The sequence below is a fragment of the Brevundimonas sp. genome, from assembly GCF_016463485.1.
Lineage (GTDB): Bacteria > Pseudomonadota > Alphaproteobacteria > Caulobacterales > Caulobacteraceae > Brevundimonas.
The window spans coordinates 1-16,731 of sequence record NZ_JAEMRD010000071.1; the positions used below are offsets into that span (position 1 = coordinate 1).

Annotated in this window: 15 protein-coding genes; 6 read left to right on the forward strand and 9 right to left on the reverse strand. The window is 66.3% G+C overall.

Annotated features, from left to right (window positions below):
• The 3 genes from JHC99_RS11105 to JHC99_RS11115 all read right to left on the reverse strand — a co-directional run.
• Positions 1-1,278 (reverse strand): DNA polymerase III subunit gamma/tau (locus tag JHC99_RS11105; RefSeq protein WP_292154233.1); only part of this gene is annotated, 1,278 nt, incomplete at its 3' end.
• 106 nt (positions 1,279-1,384) lie between these two features.
• Positions 1,385-1,789 carry a DUF3597 domain-containing protein gene (locus JHC99_RS11110; RefSeq protein ID WP_292154235.1) on the reverse strand — a complete coding sequence of 135 codons (405 nt, stop codon included), beginning with the start codon at positions 1,787-1,789 and terminating at the stop codon, positions 1,385-1,387.
• 61 nt (positions 1,790-1,850) lie between these two features.
• Entirely contained in the window at positions 1,851-2,591 is a 741-nt protein-coding gene (locus JHC99_RS11115; protein ID WP_292154236.1) for a DUF6065 family protein, read from the reverse strand.
• A gap of 51 nt (positions 2,592-2,642) precedes the next feature.
• On the opposite strand from JHC99_RS11115, the gene JHC99_RS11120 reads away from it, so the two are divergent.
• Positions 2,643-3,188 (forward strand): prolyl-tRNA synthetase associated domain-containing protein, encoded by a 546-nt coding sequence (locus JHC99_RS11120; RefSeq protein WP_292154238.1) that lies wholly within the window; start codon positions 2,643-2,645, stop codon positions 3,186-3,188.
• Positions 3,189-3,335: 147 nt separating this feature from the next.
• Here the strand turns inward: JHC99_RS11120 and JHC99_RS11125 are convergent, their stop codons facing one another.
• Complete coding sequence (locus tag JHC99_RS11125; protein WP_292154240.1) at positions 3,336-5,393, reverse strand: OPT family oligopeptide transporter; 2,058 nt, start codon at positions 5,391-5,393, stop codon at positions 3,336-3,338.
• 70 nt (positions 5,394-5,463) lie between these two features.
• The gene (locus JHC99_RS11130; RefSeq protein WP_292154242.1) at positions 5,464-6,321 is read right to left on the reverse strand and encodes a phosphatase PAP2 family protein; all 858 of its coding nucleotides are present in this window, start codon (positions 6,319-6,321) and stop codon (positions 5,464-5,466) included.
• Positions 6,322-6,505: 184 nt separating this feature from the next.
• Between JHC99_RS11130 and mutM the strand changes: the two genes are divergently transcribed.
• Positions 6,506-7,369 (forward strand): bifunctional DNA-formamidopyrimidine glycosylase/DNA-(apurinic or apyrimidinic site) lyase, encoded by an 864-nt coding sequence (gene mutM, locus JHC99_RS11135; RefSeq protein ID WP_292154244.1) that lies wholly within the window; start codon positions 6,506-6,508, stop codon positions 7,367-7,369.
• 15 nt (positions 7,370-7,384) lie between these two features.
• On the opposite strand, the gene JHC99_RS11140 is transcribed toward mutM, so the two are convergent.
• Both JHC99_RS11140 and JHC99_RS11145 read right to left on the reverse strand, forming a co-directional pair.
• The gene (locus JHC99_RS11140) at positions 7,385-8,437 is read right to left on the reverse strand and encodes a deoxyhypusine synthase (protein WP_292154246.1); all 1,053 of its coding nucleotides are present in this window, start codon (positions 8,435-8,437) and stop codon (positions 7,385-7,387) included.
• A gap of 112 nt (positions 8,438-8,549) precedes the next feature.
• Positions 8,550-9,830, reverse strand: coding sequence for a type III PLP-dependent enzyme (locus JHC99_RS11145; protein ID WP_292154247.1), 1,281 nt, complete (start codon positions 9,828-9,830; stop codon positions 8,550-8,552).
• 313 nt (positions 9,831-10,143) lie between these two features.
• On the opposite strand from JHC99_RS11145, the gene phnC reads away from it, so the two are divergent.
• The 4 genes from phnC to JHC99_RS11165 all read left to right on the forward strand — a co-directional run bounded on the left by phnC (position 10,144) and on the right by JHC99_RS11165 (position 13,882).
• The gene (gene phnC / locus JHC99_RS11150; RefSeq protein WP_292154249.1) at positions 10,144-10,953 is read left to right on the forward strand and encodes a phosphonate ABC transporter ATP-binding protein; all 810 of its coding nucleotides are present in this window, start codon (positions 10,144-10,146) and stop codon (positions 10,951-10,953) included.
• Positions 10,950-11,954 carry a phosphate/phosphite/phosphonate ABC transporter substrate-binding protein gene (gene phnD / locus JHC99_RS11155; protein WP_292154251.1) on the forward strand — a complete coding sequence of 335 codons (1,005 nt, stop codon included), beginning with the start codon at positions 10,950-10,952 and terminating at the stop codon, positions 11,952-11,954. The genes phnC and phnD overlap by 4 nt, the downstream gene beginning before the upstream one ends.
• The gene (phnE, locus tag JHC99_RS11160) at positions 11,951-12,763 is read left to right on the forward strand and encodes a phosphonate ABC transporter, permease protein PhnE (protein ID WP_292154252.1); all 813 of its coding nucleotides are present in this window, start codon (positions 11,951-11,953) and stop codon (positions 12,761-12,763) included. The genes phnD and phnE overlap by 4 nt, the downstream gene beginning before the upstream one ends.
• Before the next feature lie 66 nt (positions 12,764-12,829).
• Positions 12,830-13,882: a substrate-binding domain-containing protein gene (locus JHC99_RS11165; protein ID WP_292154254.1), complete on the forward strand. Its 1,053-nt coding sequence runs from the start codon at positions 12,830-12,832 to the stop codon at positions 13,880-13,882.
• Between the two features lie 4 nt (positions 13,883-13,886).
• Here the strand turns inward: JHC99_RS11165 and JHC99_RS11170 are convergent, their stop codons facing one another.
• The gene (locus JHC99_RS11170; RefSeq protein ID WP_292154256.1) at positions 13,887-15,650 is read right to left on the reverse strand and encodes an ATP-binding protein; all 1,764 of its coding nucleotides are present in this window, start codon (positions 15,648-15,650) and stop codon (positions 13,887-13,889) included.
• Between the two features lie 77 nt (positions 15,651-15,727).
• Positions 15,728-16,731, reverse strand: a 1,004-nt coding sequence (locus JHC99_RS11175; protein WP_292154258.1) for a glycosyltransferase family 1 protein, incomplete at its 5' end; no start/stop codon positions are given.

Below are 16,731 nucleotides of genomic sequence, written 5' to 3' on the forward strand. Positions count from 1 at the left end.
GGCCAGTCGGACGATGGCCATCTCGACCGCATCGGCGGGGCTCGGCGCACGTCGCACCTCGTCCAGGGCCTTGAGCAGCATCTGCCAGGTCCGCGACAGGGTCCCGGCCGAGATCGCCGCCCCCAGCGCGGCCAGGGTCCGGGCCTGATCCGCCGGCAGCCGCGTCGCATCGGGCCCCAGCATCTTTGCCACCGAGGCCGCGTGGCAATGTTCCAGCAGGTCGTTGGTGATCTGCACCGGATCGGCGCCGTAGCCGTACAGGGTCCGGAAACTCTCCAGCGCCTCGGGCGTGCGGCCGGCCATGATCTGTTCGAACAGGGCGATGGTCTGGGAGCGGTCGGCCAGGCCCAGCATGTCGCGAACGACCTCGGTCTTGACCGTCTCGCCGCGCTCACCCTGGACCAGGGCCTGGTCCAGCAACGACAGGCCGTCGCGCACCGACCCCTCGGCGGCCCGCGCGATCAGGGCCAGGGCATCGTCCTCGACCTTCATCCCCTCCTTGCCGGCGATCCGCGACAGGTGTTCGACCAGGATTTCCGGCTCGACGCGGCGCAGGTCGAAACGCTGGCAGCGGCTCAGGATCGTCACCGGCACCTTGCGAATCTCGGTGGTGGCGAAGATGAATTTGGCGTGGGGCGGCGGCTCTTCCAGCGTCTTCAGCAGGGCGTTGAAGGCGTTGTTGGACAGCATGTGCACTTCGTCGAGCACATAGACCTTGTAGCGGGCCTCGACCGGGGCATAGCGGACGCTTTCGATGATGTCCCGAATGCCCTCGATGCCGGTGTGGCTGGCGGCGTCCATCTCCATGACGTCCATGTGCTGGCCCGCCATGATCGCCGCGTCGTGGCGACCGAAGGCGGTCAGCTCCAAGGACGGCCGATCGATGACGTCGGTCTCGTTGTTCAGTGCCCGCGCCAGCAACCGCGCCGTCGTCGTCTTGCCGACGCCCCGCACGCCGGTCAGCATGAAGGCGTGGGCGATCCGGCCGGTGGCGAAGGCGTTGGTGAGGGTCCTCACCATCGCCTCCTGCCCGATCAGGTCCTCGAAGGTGCGCGGCCGGTATTTGCGCGCCAGAACCGTATAGGCCTCGCCGTCCCCTTCGACGGGGGCAGGCGCAGACACGGCGACCGGAACGGCAGCAGGTTTTTCAGCCGGCGGTTCGTCGGCTACGGCGGGCGCAGCGACCGGCACACCGAACATGTCGTTGGTGTTCTCATCCCGTTCGGGAAGATCCTCCTCCCAAGGGGGATCGTCGGAATCAAGGTCGACGTCGCTCATGCGATCAACCTACCGCGAACCTCCCCGCCGATGCGACTCTCTCTCCATTCTTTCGTCAACCTCCGGCGAGCGCAGCGAGACCGGAGGATGACGAAAGGGTTTGAATCTACGCCGTCAGATCGCGCGGCAGTTGCCCACCATTGTCCACGATCTTCTGGATCACCTGTTTGTGCAGCCAGATGTTCATGCTGGCGCTGTCGCTCTTGTCGCCGGTGTAGCCCAGTTCATCGGCCAGTTCCTTGCGCTCCGCCAGGGAGCTTTCCAGCCCCAGCAGCTTCATCAGATCGACGATCGAGGTGCGCCAGTTCAGCTTTTCGTCACGGACGCTGTTCTTGAAGTCGAGGATGCCGGCCACGTCGACGGGTTCAGCAGCGGTCGTCGGGGTCGGAGCGGGGGCCGGCGTCGGCTTCGGGGTGGCGGTCGGCGCGGGCTGCGGCGTCGGGGCCGCCTTCGGTTCGTCGTCCTTCTTGCGCCCGAAGATGCCGCCGAGGATGTTGCCGAGAATGCTCATGATGTTCGTTCCTGCCGTTGAGCGACAAGAACGATCGACAAGCTGGGCTGTTCCCCGATCCTTAACCGACTCTGGGCGTTTTCAGGCGTCGCTTGTTGGAGTGGGTCTGCGGCGCCGTGCCGAGGTCCTCGGGCAGTTCGCCCTTGAAGTAGAAGCGCTGCCAGGCCTCCTTGGCCGCATCGGGGTCGCCCGAGGCCAGACGCTTGTTGAAGTCCGTCCTCTGGCGGTTCCAGGCCTCGAACTGGCCCTTCATCACCGGGTTGGAGTCCAGCGAGCGGATCACCGGCTGGAATTCCTCGACCTGTTTGTGCTGGACGAGGTTGATGAAGCAGAAGGGTTCGCCCTTCTCGAACTTGATCCGGCCGGGCCGGGTGAAGATCCAGTTCATCGTGAACGGGAACGGCAGCCAGTCGGTCTCGATCAGCCCGACCAGGGCCTGGATCCCGTCCTTGACGTGGTTGGGCGATCCCGAACAGGTCATGCCCCAGCCCGGCGGGGTCCGGAACAGATACTGGGGGTGCATGGTCAGCACGCCGCGCGAGAAGTGCGAGGTCACGAAATGGTCGGCCTGGGGGTTGGGCCGGTCGGGCGTGATGGTGATGTCGTTCTGGCTGGGCCCGCCGTTCCACTCGGCCGAGAAGCCGAACGGACACAGGATTTCCCACCCCGTCGTATTGGCCATGTTCAACGGCAGACAGCGATAGGGGTGCCGCGAGATGAAGGCGTCCATCCAGTTGCGCGACTGCCGCCCCGGGATCAGATCCGGCGGCGTCCCGGTCATCGGATAGCATTCCAGTTCCAAGACGCGTCTCCAGTCGGTATCGAAGCTGTTCAACCCTTAGCCCGGCACACCATGACGGCTCAACCTGCCTGTGATCGCGACGGCCTGCTGGCCTGGATGGCGGACAACGCCATCGCCCAGACGACGCATGACCATCCGGCCGTGTTCCGCGTGGAGGAAGGCCTTGAGCTGAAAGCCGGCATGCCCGGCCTGCACACCAAGAACCTGTTCCTCAAGGACAAGAAGTCCAGGCTGTGGCTGATCTCGGCGGCCCAGGACACGGTGATTGACCTGAACCGCGTCCCCGCCCTGATCGGCGCGCCGCCGGGCACGGGCCGGTTCTCGTTCGCCAGCCCGGAGCTGATGTGGGCGACGCTGGGGGTGCGGCCGGGCTCGGTGACGGCGCTGGGCCTGATCAACGATGTCGAGCGACAGGTCACCTTCGTTCTCGACCGCCGCCTGTGGGAGGCGGATATCGTCAACTTCCACCCACTCGTGAACACGGCGACGACGGCGCTGGAACAGGCGGCGTTCCGGCGGTTTCTGACTGTGCTGGACCGCGAGCCGATCGTGGCGGATTTCACAACTGACCCCCTCTCCCAGAGGGAGAGGGTTTGAGCGCGAGAGCGTCAGGATCGGACTTGCGCGAAAGGGTGAGGGGTTCTGCTCTCACCGGTTGGCACGGAGCCCCTCACCCTTTCGGCTAGGCGCATCGCTTCGCTCTGCGAGCCTCAAGCCCTCTCCCGACGGGAGAGGGCGCAAGCATCAGCCCTCCACCTTCGCCGACACCTTCCTGATCCAGCTGTAGAGGCCGAACACCAGCACCGCGAAGACGACGATCCCCGACACCATGGCCGGCCAGGCCGAGCCTTCGGGCAGCATGGCGAAGGGGGCGTCGTTGCCGGTGAAGACGATGACCCCCGCCGTCATGACCAGGAACAGGCTTTCACCGACGATCAGGCCGGATGCCAGCAGCACGCCCATGCGGCGGCCGACGTCAGCGAACCGGGTGGTCTTGATGGCCCGGTCATAGACCCAGCCGCAGACCGCGCCGATGACCAGCATCGTGGTGACGGCGGCCGGCAGGTAGAAGCCGATGCCCACGGCCAAAGGCGGCAGCTTGACCTTGCCCTTGGTCGTCGCGTTCAGGACGATGTCGAGGACGATGATCACGACGCCGATCACCGCGCCGATCCCGATCAGGTCCCAGCGCAGGCCGCCCTCGATCACCCCCTTGGCCAGGGCCGAGATCAGCGTCGCCTGGGGCGCCGCCAGGGGCGCGTCGGCGATGCCGGCCGGACCGCCCTCGAAGCCGAAGGCCTTGTTCAGCAGGTTCAGGATCAGGGGGATGACGATGGCGCCGGCGCCCACGCCGACGATCAGCGCAGTCTGCTGACGCCAGGGCGTGGCCTCGACCAGCTGCCCGGTCTTGAGGTCCTGAAGGTTATCGTTGGCGATGACGGCGACGGCAAACACCACCGCCGTGACGATCAGGGCGAAGGCCACCACGGACGGATCGGCGGGTAGTCCCGCGATGGCGAGCACTCCCAGCATAAGCACCGAGGCGATGACGATGGCCAGGATGCCGACGCCCGACACCGGGCTGTTCGACGACCCGATCAGCCCGGCCATGTATCCACAGATGGCCGCCACGGCGAAACCGATGATGACGACATAGATCAGCCCGCCCGCGACCAGCAGGGCCGTCGATCCGGCCAGGGTGGCGTTGCCTTGCGCGAACCACGCCAGCAACCCGCCGATACCGATCAGGCAGGCGACCGACAGCCCGGCGACGATGTTGATGGGGATGTCCTGTTCGGTACGCGCCAGGATCTCGCCCGAGTTCCGGCGTCGGTTCGCGGCCAGCGCCGACGTCAGCCCGCCGACCAGCGGTCCTGCCAGCTTGATCAGGGTCCAGATGGCCGCGACGCCGATCACGCCCGCCCCCATGAACCGGACCTCGCGCCGCCAGACGGTGGAGGCCAGTTCCTCGGCCGCGACCCCGGGCTCAAGCGTGGTGGCGATGGACGGGATGCCGTGCGCCGTCAGCCAGGCGATGGTGTCCGGGCTGGTCAGGATCGGCACCGCGATCCCCCAGGCCAGCAACAGGCCGAACGCCTGGGCCAGACCCACGGTCAGGCCGATCAGGTGGCCGGCACCCAGCAGCGCGAACTGCATCCCAAAGCCCAGGCCGGTCGCCCCGCCACCGAACGCCGCCGGCAGCTTGAGGAACCGGGCCGCCTCGCCCGCGAACACCCGGCCCGCGACCAGCAAGGCATATCCCGCCGAGACCACGGCACCGGTGATGACCACCCACAGCCCGGCCTTGTTCTCGCGCACAGCAGCGTCGGTCTGTTCGGCCCCGCGCGAGCCGACGGTCAGGACCTCGGCGGCGGCGACGCCCTCGGGGTAGGGCAGGCCCGCATCCACCACGAGCGCCCGGCGCAGCGGGATCGAGAAGGTCACGCCCAGCACGCCGCCGAACACGCAGATCAGCACCGATTCCCAGAACGGAAACTCCAGCCACCACCCGACCATCACGAGGCCGGGCAGGACGAAGATGATCGAGCTCATGGCCCCGCCGACCGACGCGACCGTCTGCACGGTCATGTTCTCCCAGATGGTCGAGGTCTTGAACATCCGCAGGATGGCCATGGAAATGACCGCCGCCGGGATCGCCGAGGCGAACGTCAACCCGACCTTCAGACCCAGATAGGTGTTGGCGGCGGTAAAGATCACCGCCAGCAGACAGCCCAGGACCAGGGCCCGGATCGTCAGTTCGACGCGTTTGACGGTCGATGCGGGGGCAGGTGTGTCGGTCATGTCGTGGGTCCCTCTCGAACGGCGGAGGTAAGCCGGAATTCCATTCCGGCGCAACGCCCGGTCTTTCGGCTCAGGCGACGACGATGCCGGAAACGCGGCGCTTCAGAGCCGGCAGGGGGCGCCGGCCCGGCGTCGGAGCCGCAGCCATCACGCGGTGCAGAGCCGCCAGCACCAGGGCGGTGATCGCCCAGGACAGAAGCACGTCCGACAGATAATGCCCTCCAAAGGCGACGCGGTTCAGGGACAGCGCCACGGCGTAGACACAGGCCACAGACACGGTCGCCACCCTCCATCGCGCCGGTGTCATCAGCAGGACCGCACAGACCATCCAGGTCGCCGACGACGCTTCGCCCGAAACGAACGAACAGTTGTCGCGACACGCGTCGCTGATCCGCCAGACGCCGCTGAAGGCCGCCTCGCCGCCGAACAGGTCGGTCTGGACGGGCCGGGCCCGCCCCCAGCCGTTCTTCAGCACCGTATTGACCACCAGCCCCGGCCCGACCGCCAGCCCCACCAGCAGGAAGGCGCAGTTGCGCCCGAGGCCGGGTCCAATCCGTCCGATCGCGCCCGGACGGGACAACCAGCGGCGCAGGATCAGGATCGTGAACGCCGAGATCAACAGCCCCGCCAGAACCCAGGTCGAACTCTTGCGAAGCCCCTTGAGGATCGGCTCGCGAGCGAGGGCAAAGCCTTCACCAGCCTGGTGGAACGTCGCGCTCACGGCCAGATCCACGCCCGGGAACAGCAGAAAATAGGCAGACAGGCCAAGCACGGCCAGCAGCGCCACCGCTATCGGATCGCCAAGCCGCATCCCGGCCGCGACGGAGACCCGCAAGCGCGCGAACGCCCCCCGCAAGCGTCGGGCGGCGGCCCCGGCGAAGACCTCGCCCGGCCTGACCGAGGCGGCGTCCTGAATTGGAAAATCCAACCGATCCCCCCGATCTGTATGGCCAGAACGATCTCTGACGGGGTTCGACGTCAGGGCGACCACGGTTCGGCGACAACCGCGCAGCCATTTTCCAACCGTCCTGCGAAGGTTGCTCCGGTCCCGGCGCTTATGGTCAAGCTTGAGGCGGCTTCTCCCGCGAGCCGGCGCCGTCTAGGGTGCAGGCATGCCTGAACTCCCCGAGGTCGAAACCGTCCGGCGTGGCCTGGAGCCCGTTCTGGTCGGGGCGCGACTGACACGGGTGCGCCAGAACCGGCCCGACCTGCGGTTTCCGTTTCCGGACCGGTTCGTGGACCGGCTGGACGGCGCGATCGTCGAACGGATCGACCGGCGGGCCAAATACCTGCTGGCCGCGCTCGACACGGGCGAGACCTGGATCACCCATCTGGGCATGACGGGCCGCTTCACCCTGGACGGAGCCCAGGTGGGGGAGTTCGAGGAACCCGCGCCGATCGCCGGCAAGCATGAGCACATGAGTTTCTGCGCCGTGCGCGGCGAAACGACGACCCGGGTGGGGTTCGCCGATGCCCGGCGCTTCGGCTTCATGGGCTTGATCCCGACCGAGGCCGTGGAGGTTCATCCGTGGTTCAAGGCCCTGGGGCCCGAACCGCTCGGCAACGGCTTTTCAGGCGCGCATCTGGCCCAGGCCTTCGACGGCAAAAAGCAGAACATCAAGGTCAGCCTGCTCGACCAGCGCAACGTGGCGGGTCTGGGAAACATCTACGTCTGCGAAGCCCTGTACCGGGCCCGTATCTCACCCCTGATCGCGGCGGGAAAGGTGTCCAAGCCGCGGCTGGAGACCCTGGCCCGCGTCGTGCGCGACGTGTTGAACGACGCCATCGCGGCAGGGGGCTCGACCCTGCGCGACTTCGCCAACGCCGACGGCGGCCAGGGCTATTTCCAGCATCGCTTCGACGTCTACGGCCGCGAGGGTGAGCCCTGTACGGCCGAAACCTGCACGGGCGTGATCAAACGCATCGTGCAGGCCGGTCGATCCACCTTCTACTGCCCCAGCTGCCAGAGGCGCTGACGGAGTAGCGCGGCCTTACTTGCCGAACAGCTTGGCCCAGCGGCGCTTGTCGCGGTTCTTCCAGGCACCGCGGTGATACGCATCCGAGCCGATCAGCGGCACGACGGTGGTGGCTTCGGCGAAGACCATCTGTTCGTGCGTCGTCTGGACCTTGCCCCAGGACGCTGCCTCTTTCAGCGTCGAGGACGAGCAGGCGCCGTCGCGGACGTCGGCGACCGTGATCTGGACCGCATAGCGATGCATCTCGGCCTCGATGCCGAGGATTTCGGCGCAGACGACCGTGTCCTGGGCGAAATTCTTCGGAACACCCCCGCCGACCATGAACAGGCCGGTGACGCCCGCCGCGATCTTGATGTCGGTCAGTTCACGGAAGTCGGCGACCGCGTCGATCATCAGATAGGGCTTGCCTTCGGCGATCCGCTCCTTCTGGTGCTTGACCAGACCGAAGCCGGCCGAGCTGTCGACGAAGGCCGGGCAGAAGATCGGCACGCCTTCTTCATAGGCGGTCTGGATCAGCGAGCCGGGCTTCTTGGCGTTGCCTTCCGACAGCCACTTGCCCATCTCCCAGATGAATTCGCGGCTGGAATAGGCGCGCGGCTCCAGCGCGTTGCAGATCTCCAGGATGGTGTGATCGCAGTTCTGGAGCTCTTCCTCGTCGATATAGGTGTCGTAGATCCGGTCGATGTAGTTGTCGCGCAGGACGTTGTCGTCCACCTCGCCCGCGGCCTGGTAGTGTTTGAAGCCCAGGGCCTCGAAGAAATCCATGTCGACGATCGAGGCGCCGGTGGCGACGATCGCGTCGATCATGCCGAACTTCACCATGTCGCGGTAGACGTGCATGCAGCCGCCGGCCGAGGTCGAACCGGCCAGGATCAGCCACGGCGAGCAGTCGGCGTCCTCGATGGCCATGGAAAAGATGTCGGCGGCGCGGGCCGTGTCGCGCGACGAGAAGCTCATCTTGCGCATCGAATCGATGATCGGACGCGCGTCGAAGGACGTGATGTCGATGTGCTCGACGACGTTCTGGAGCAGCTGAGCCTTGGTGTTGGACTGAACGGGAGCGTTCATTGCAAGGGTTTCCCTTTGGTTTGAGCGCCCGTCGTCAATAGAAGCAGCGGCCCGGACGGAGCGACGGGCCGCTGCTGATTAGAACCGAAACATGACGGTTTAGCGCCAGGCCCTAGCGGCGGGCCTTCTTGCGTTGACCCGCCTTGCCCTTGGGACGCGACAGACGAACGACCTTGCGGGCCGCTTCCTCCGCCGTGGTGCGCACGGTGGGGATGGAGCGCGGAGCCAGGCCGTACAGCGAAGCCATCGGGGCATCCTCGACGACGGCGAGATCGTGTTCGCCATAGCCGTTGAAGCCCGTCGACATCGCCACGCCATAGGCACCCAGCATGCCGATCTCGATGAAGTCGCCTTCACGGATGTCGGCCGGCAGCCAGAAAGGGCCCGGCATGTGGTCGATCGAATCGCAGGTCGGTCCATAGAACTGGAACGGCTTGAGATCGGCCGAGGCCTCGCCCCCCTGAATGGAATCTGGCCGGACCAGCTTGGTCGGGAAGGGCCAGCGCGAATGGGTCGCGTCGAACAGCGAGCCGTACGACCCGTCGTTCAGATACAGGGCGTCGCCCTTGCGCAGATCGACGCGGGCCAGGATCGACGAGGATTCGGCGACCAGGGCCCGGCCGGGCTCGCACCACAGTTCGGTGGTTTCCGACACCGGCATTTCGTTGAAGCCGCGATGGATGGCGTCGGCGTATTCGCTCATGTCCGGCGGGACCATGCCCGGATAGACCGAGGGGAAGCCGCCGCCGACATCGACGATGTCCACGATGACGCCCGCGCGCGAAATCGAACGCCCGACCTGGGCCATGGCGGCCTGGTAGGCGGTCGGACGCATGCACTGCGACCCGACGTGGAACGATACGCCCATCAGGCCGTCGACCACCGCGCGGCGAACCGACAGCAGCAGGGCCGGAGCCTGATCGGTCGACACGCCGAACTTGCCCGACAGCGTATAGGCCGCGCCCTCTGCGGACACCGCCATGCGCACGATCAGGTTCAGGTCGGTGGCACCGCCCGTGCAGTCGAGAATCTTCTGCAACTCGTCTTCGCAGTCGAGCGAGAAGGTCCGGACGCCGTGATCGAAATAGGCACGCGTGATCGCCGACCGGCTCTTGACCGGGTGCATGAAGGCCAGGCGCGCGTCGGCGCTGACCGAGCGAACCAGCTCGATTTCGGCAAGCGATGCGACGTCGAACCCTGTGACACCCGCCTCGACTAGGGTCTCGATGACCCATGCCGAGGGATTGGCCTTCACAGCATAGAAGACGTCAGCCTTGAGATTGTCCTGGAACCAGCGCGCCGCTACGGAAACCGAACGCGGCCGCACGAGTGCGACTGGACGTTCAGGGGACCGCTCGCGGACCAGGTCCAGGGGAAATGGATACGTGCGCAATTCACGTAAACCCCTGTAATTGTTAAACCCAGCCGGCGTTAGCAGCGCAACGTGTAGACCTACGGGGTCCGCCGGAAGGCGCGATTTAGGGTCACGAGACTGTCATGTAAAGCGGTTTTTTTGTGGCCTGAACGAATGGCCTCGCTTCGCAAACCCTTGCAGGGCCTGAAAAACTCCGGGACCGGACAATACGGAGGCCGCGCCATGCCACGCCACTGGACGCCGTCCCGGCACGCGTGGCATTAAGACTTGCCGGAACGCCCATCAGCGGGCATCGGCGACCGCCTCCCTCTCAGCTGATTCAGCGAGCCCGATGAGTTCCTCCAGCCCAGCGGTCGCACCCGATCTCGTCGTGGTGCGCGATGTCTCGAAGACCTATGGCGCGCGCAAGGCGCTGGATGGCGTTTCCGTGCGCGTCGCGGCCGGAGAGATGGTCGCCCTGATCGGGCCGTCGGGGTCGGGCAAGTCCACCCTGCTGCGCTCGATTACCGGCCTTCACCCGATCGACGGCGGTGCTGGGACGATCCAGGTGTTCGGCGAGACGGTGCAGAAGGATGGACGCTGCACCGGCCATATCCGCGCCGCCCGCGCCCGGCTGGGCATGATCTTCCAGCAGTTCAACCTGGTGGGCCGCCTGAGCCTGTTTTCCAACGTCATGCTGGGAGCGCTGGGGCGTATTCCGACGGCCCAGGGGCTGTTCGGCCTGTGGCCCGCCGCCGACAAGGCCAAGGCCATGGCCGCCCTGCACCGGGTCGGTGTCTCCGACTACGCCGCGCAGCGCGCCAACACCCTGTCGGGGGGCCAGCAGCAGCGCGGCGCGATCGCCCGCGCCATCGTCCAGGGGGCCCAGGCCATCCTGGCCGACGAACCGGTCGCCTCGCTGGATCCCGTCTCGGCCCGCAAGGTCATGGAGATCCTCGTCGAGTTGAACCGGCGCGACGGGCTTGGCGTCATCGTCACCCTGCACCAGGTCGATTATGCGATCCGCTATTGCGAGCGGGTCATCGCCCTGAAGGCCGGCAAGATCGTCTATGATGGCCCGGCCACCGGCCTGGACACAAAGACCCTCATCGACATCTATGGTCCCGAGTTCGAGGACGCGTTCTGGGAAGCCAAGGCATGAGCCGTACACTCATCTCCCGCCGCCTGCTGGGGCTGGCCGGCGCCGCTGTCATCGCCCTGGGGCTGTCGTCATGCGGCAGCGGCGACGAAAAGGCCGGGGGCGCTCCGACCGAGATCACCTTCTCGATCCTGTCGGCCGAGGGTCAGGCCTCTGCGGGGCCGCTGTGGCAGCCTCTGCTGGACGACATGGCCAAGGAGACGGGCGTCACCGTCAAACCCTTCTTCGGCTCCAACTACACCGTCCTGGTCGAGGCCATGCGCGGCGGTCAGACCCAGGTCGGCTGGTTCTCGGCGAAACCGGCCCTGGAAGCGGTCGATCGCGCCGACGCCGAGGTCATCGCCCGCACGGTCAACAAGGAGGGTCTGGATTCCTATCAATCGACCCTGATCGTGCGCAAGGATTCGGGCATCACCCTGGACCAGGTCCTGGCCTGCGGGAAGCGGTTCGACTTCGGCATCGGCGACGCCCAGTCCACCTCGGGGACCCTGGCCCCCATGGCCTTCCTGTTCAATCCGCGCGGCATCGCCCCGGCCCAGTGCTTCAAGACCGTCCGCTCCGCCAACCATCAGGCCAATGCCTTCGGGGTCGCGACGGGCGTTCTGGACGTGGCGACGTCAAACACCGTCAACACCGTTTTCATGACGCGCCAGAATCCGGCCATGGCGGCCCAGATCCAGGACATCTGGCTGTCTCCGCCGATCCCGGAATCGGGCATCGTCGTGTCCGCCGAGCTCGATCCGGTGCTGAAGGAAAAGATCCGCGCCTTCTTCCTGGGCTACGGCCAGGGACAGGGCGTCGAGGCCGACCGCCAGCGCCAGGTCCTGGCGGGCCTTGAGTATTCCCAGTTCCGGGCCGCCGACGATGGCTATCTCGATCCGATCCGGGTCATGGTGGCAGACCAGAAGCTGGCCGAGGCCAAGGCCAAGGGCGATGCCGCCGCCGTGAGCGCGGCGGAGGCCGAACTTCAGGCGCTTCGCGCTCGTGCCGAGGTCCAGCCTTGACCGCGACGCCCGTGACATCGACCCCCATCCCAAACCCGCCCACCAAGTCGCTGGGCGCCTGGGCGCTCGACATCCTGATCTGGGGCGGGGTGGCCGTCATCCTGATCTACAGCATCAAGGCCGTCGAACTGGGCAATCTGCCGCGTCTGCTGGAGAACAGCGACAACACCGCGCGGTTCGCCAGCGACCTGATCAAGCCCGATTTCGCCGACTGGGGAATCTATGTCGCCAAGATGTGGGAGACGGTCCAGATCGCGCTGTGGGGCACCTTCCTCGCCGTCTTCGCGGCCATTCCGCTGGGGCTGGCGGCCGCCCGCAACATCGCGCCCGTCTGGGTGGTGACGCCCGTGCGGTGGGTCATGAACCTGCTGCGCTCGATCCCCGACCTGGTCATCGGTCTGCTGTTCGTGGTGGCCGTGGGCCTGGGGCCGCTGCCTGGCGTCCTGGCCATCGCCCTGAACACCGCCGGCGTCCTGGCCAAGCTGTTTTCCGAAGCGGTCGAGTCGATCGACAAGGGTCCGGTCGAGGGCGTGCGCGCGACGGGCGCCTCGCCGCTGAACGAAATCGTCTGGGGCGTCATTCCCCAGGTCGCGCCCCTGTGGACCTCGTTCGCCCTGTACCGCTTTGAGTCCAACAGCCGCTCGGCGACCGTACTGGGCCTGATCGGGGCGGGCGGTATCGGCCAGGTCCTGATCGACGGCATGAACTCCTATGCCTTCACCAAGGTGTCGGCCATGGTCATCATCATCGTCATCGCGGTGACAATGATCGACATGCTGTCCCAGGCCATGCGCAAACGACTGCTCTGAGCCTCATCGGTCAAAGCGTCACAAAGCTGATCTAAAGCCTCGCGAATGCTTCAAGGAACCGGCTCCATGATCCGAACCCTCCCGACCGTCCTTGCGGTCGCCGGCCTGGCCCTTCTCGCCGCCTGCGACAGCGGGTCAGGTCAACGCACCGGAATCTGGGCCGCAGGGTCTTCGACGGTCTTCCCGTTCGCCACCCGGGTCGCCGAGAATTTCGCGCGCAACAATCCCGGCAACGCCTCGCCCCGCGTCGAATCACTCGGCACAGGCGGCGGTATCCAGGCCTTCTGTCAGGGGGTCGGGCCCACCACCCCGGACATCGCCAACGCCTCGCGTCAGATGAAGAAGTCCGAGTTCGAGATGTGCGCCAAGAACGGCGTGACCGAGATCGTCGAGCTGAAGATCGGCTATGACGGCATCGTCGTGGCCACGGCGCGAAACGGCAACAGCTTCAACTTCGAGCTCAACGACCTTTACGAAGGTCTGGCCCAGACCGTTCCCGATGCGAACGGTCAGTTCGCTACCAATCCGAAGCGGACCTGGCGCGACGTCAATCCCGGCCTGCCCGAACAGCGCATCCAGGTCTATGGCCCGCCCCCGACCTCGGGCACGCGCGACGCCTTCCTGGAGCTCGGCATGGCGGCGGGCGGCAAGCTGGTTCCGGCGACCAACGCCTTCGCCAATGATTCGAAGAAGTTCGAGAGCCTGACCCACACGATCCGCGAAGATGGCGCCTGGGTCGATTCCGGCGAGAACGACAACGCCATCGTCCAGACCCTGACCCGGACGCCCGGCTCGCTCGGTGTCTTCGGCTTTTCCTTCCTGGAGCAGAACCTCGACACGGTGAAGGCCGAGACCATCGACGGCGTCATGCCGAGCGTGGACACCATCGCCGACGGCTCCTACCCCCTGGCTCGAAGCCTCTACATCTATGTGAAGAAGGCCCACGTGGGCGTCATTCCGGGGCTGCAGCTCTATGTCGCCGAACTGATGAGCGACGCCTCGGCCGGGCGTGGCGGCTATATGCAAGACCGGGGCCTGGTCCCCCTGCCGGCGCCCGAACTGGCCCAGCAACGCGCCATCGCCATGGCCCTGACCCCCATGTCCGCGCCCGCGAAATAGGGCGTCAGGCGGCTTCCCGGGCCCCGGTGGCGACAGCATCCCGCCGCGCCAGGGCGGTCTCGATCCCGGACAGCAAGGCCTCGACCTGGATCGGCTTGGCCACGAAATCGTCCATCCCGGCCTGTTTGTAGTCGTCGAGCTGGTGGGTCATGACGTTCGCGGTCAGGGCGATGATCGGGACGGGTGCGCGGCCCGCAGCTCTTTCCTCCGCGCGGATCGCGCGCGCAGCGGTAGGCCCGTCCATGACCGGCATCTGAACGTCCATCAGGATCAGGTCCCAGGGTCCATCCACCGCACCGTCGCGCCAGGCCTGAACCGCCTGTTCGCCGTTCTCGACGATCCAGGGCACGATGCCGACCTGACCGAGCAACAGGCTCAGCACCTGCCGGTTCACCGGATGATCCTCGGCCGCCAGGACGCGCAGGGTCCGGCCCTGGTCTGCGGGCGCGTCGTGCTCGGCCCTCACGGCCAAGGCCGCCTGGGGGCTACGCCGGGCATCGATGCGGAGCAACGGGACGTCGAAGGTGAAACGCAGGCCGTGCGGGACCACGTGATCGGCGATGATCGATCCGCCCATCAGCAAGGCCAGCTCGCGGCAGATCGACAGGCCCAGACCGGTGCCTCCGTATTTCCGCGTCGTGGACGCATCAGCCTGAACGAATTTGGCGAACAGCTGCTGCATCTGGGCCGGGGTCACGCCCGGCCCGGTGTCCTCGACCACCAGACGCAGGCGGCCGGCGACGACACCGACGGTCACCAGCACACGGCCGGCGTCCGTGAACTTGACCGCATTCGAGATCAGGTTGGACAGGACCTGACGCAGTCGGGTGGGGTCTCCGCACCAGGCTCCGGCCGCCTCGGGCTCAACCCGGACCTCGAAATCCAGGCCCTTGGCTTCGGCGATGACCCGGAACGTCTCCTGCGCCTGCGTGATCAAGGTCTCGAGATCGAATGGTGAAAGCTCAAGCTCGACCTTGCCCGCCTCGATCTTGGCCAGGTCCAGCACATCGTTCAGGATCGTCAGCAGCGCCTGGCCCGACTGCTTCACGACATCCAGGCGCTCACGCTGATGGACCGACAACGTGTCCGCGCCCATGGCCTGGGCCATTCCAAGAACGCCGTTCAGGGGCGTGCGGATTTCGTGGCTCATGGTCGCCAGAAAATCGCTCTTGGCCCGGTTGGCCTGCTCGGCCTGCGCCTGGGCCTGTTCCATGGCCGAGAAGGTCCGGGCCAGACGCCCCCAGGCCGCGACACAGGCCATCACCATCAGCGCCGTGGCGACCAGCAACTGCAAGGAGAACAGCGGATCGTGGTGGATCGAGATCGCCGCAACCGGCAACAGCAGGGCATAGATCGCATGCGGACCGACGGCGGCCCACATCATGGGACGCGACCCCGGGCTGATCAGGACGGCGTTCAGGATCGCGCCGCCCGACAGCATACCCGCGCAGATCAATGCGGGCATCGTTCCGGAGAAGATCTCGACGGCGGCGAACATCCCGTAGGTGATGTTGCAGATCAGGACGAGCGCGAGGCAGGCTATGGGGTAGTGCTCACCGAGACGTAGGGCCATCGGTCCGCCCGGCTGGAACCGCTGCTCGAGGATCGTCAACAGAGAATAGACGAGCAGCCAGCCCCCGGCAAAGGCGGGACCCGTCAGCGGAAAGAAGACCAGGCAAATCACTACGCCGATACCGATGCGTAGCTTCCATTGCCTTGAGCGGTTGACCATCGCCAGGGCGATGTGCCGCTTCTGTTCAGGCGTCATCTGTTGTCTCCCACCCGGAGAACAGCAGATTCCAGTTCAGAAAACGTAAATTTTCAAGCGGATAGGATCATCGGTGTCTACGCTGCGGCGCGTCTACGCACCCCCGCGATCCGCCTCAGCCGCCGCCAGAACCGGCCACGCAGCGGCTCGGGATAGGGCTCCAGATTCTCGACGAACTGTTCGGCCGAGGCGCGCCAGCTGAACTTTTCGGCATAGGCGCGTACCGCCCCCCGGTCGCACTCCAGCGCCTTCAGACAGGCGACCTTGAGGTCCTCATCGATGGCCCCGGCGTTCGATCCCGGGATGATGTCGATCGGTCCGTGCGCCGGATAGGCCGCCACCGGCGTGCCCGTACCCATGGCCTCCAGGATCACCAGGCCGAAGGTATCGGTCCATGAGGGGAAGACGAAGACGTCTGCGTCGCGGAAACACCGCGCCAGTTCGTCTCCGAACCGGGCCCCCAGGAACTTGGCCTCGGGATAGCGGGCCTCGAGGTCCGCCCGCGCCGGCCCGTCGCCGACCACGATCTTGGTGCCCGGCAGGTCGGTTTCGAGGAAGGCCTCAATGTTCTTCTCGACCGCCACACGGCCGACATTCAGGAAGAAAGGCCGGGGCCAATCGCCTCCGCCCAGTTCGTGATAGATGCGCTCTAGGTCCGGATTGAACTGTTCGGTGTCCACGCCCCGCGTCCACGGCGAGACGTTCCTGAACCCATGCGCGACCAGTTCATCACGCAGCGTCGGCGTCGCCACCATCAGCCGCCCCGACGGCTTGTGGAACCATTTCATATAGGCGTAGCCGACCTGGACCGGGATCGGGAACCGGGCCGAGACATACTCGGGGAATTTGGTGTGATAGCTGGTCGTGAACGGCAACTTCCACTCCACGCAGATGCGCCGCATGGCGATCCCGATCGGGCCTTCGGTCGCGATATGGACAGCCTCGGGCTCGAAGGCGCGCAGCCGTTCGCGGATTTCCTCTTCCGCGCCCAAGGCCAGCCGGATCTCCGGATAGGTGGGGCAGGGTATGGTCTTGAACTGGCTGGGTTCGATGACCTCGACCTCATGGCCCATGGCGCGGC

Excerpts from the sequence above, each read along its gene's own strand:
- JHC99_RS11110 (WP_292154235.1), bottom strand. The coding sequence starts at position 1,789 with ATGAGCATTCTCGGCAACATCCTCGGCGGCATCTTCGGGCGCAAGAAG.
- JHC99_RS11120 (WP_292154238.1), top strand. The coding sequence starts at position 2,643 with ATGACGGCTCAACCTGCCTGTGATCGCGACGGCCTGCTGGCCTGGATG.
- JHC99_RS11125 (WP_292154240.1), bottom strand. The coding sequence starts at position 5,393 with ATGACCGACACACCTGCCCCCGCATCGACCGTCAAACGCGTCGAACTG.
- mutM (WP_292154244.1), top strand. The coding sequence starts at position 6,506 with ATGCCTGAACTCCCCGAGGTCGAAACCGTCCGGCGTGGCCTGGAGCCC.
- JHC99_RS11140 (WP_292154246.1), bottom strand. The coding sequence starts at position 8,437 with ATGAACGCTCCCGTTCAGTCCAACACCAAGGCTCAGCTGCTCCAGAAC.
- phnC (WP_292154249.1), top strand. The coding sequence starts at position 10,144 with ATGAGTTCCTCCAGCCCAGCGGTCGCACCCGATCTCGTCGTGGTGCGC.
- phnD (WP_292154251.1), top strand. The coding sequence starts at position 10,950 with ATGAGCCGTACACTCATCTCCCGCCGCCTGCTGGGGCTGGCCGGCGCC.
- JHC99_RS11165 (WP_292154254.1), top strand. The coding sequence starts at position 12,830 with ATGATCCGAACCCTCCCGACCGTCCTTGCGGTCGCCGGCCTGGCCCTT.
- JHC99_RS11170 (WP_292154256.1), bottom strand. The coding sequence starts at position 15,650 with ATGACGCCTGAACAGAAGCGGCACATCGCCCTGGCGATGGTCAACCGC.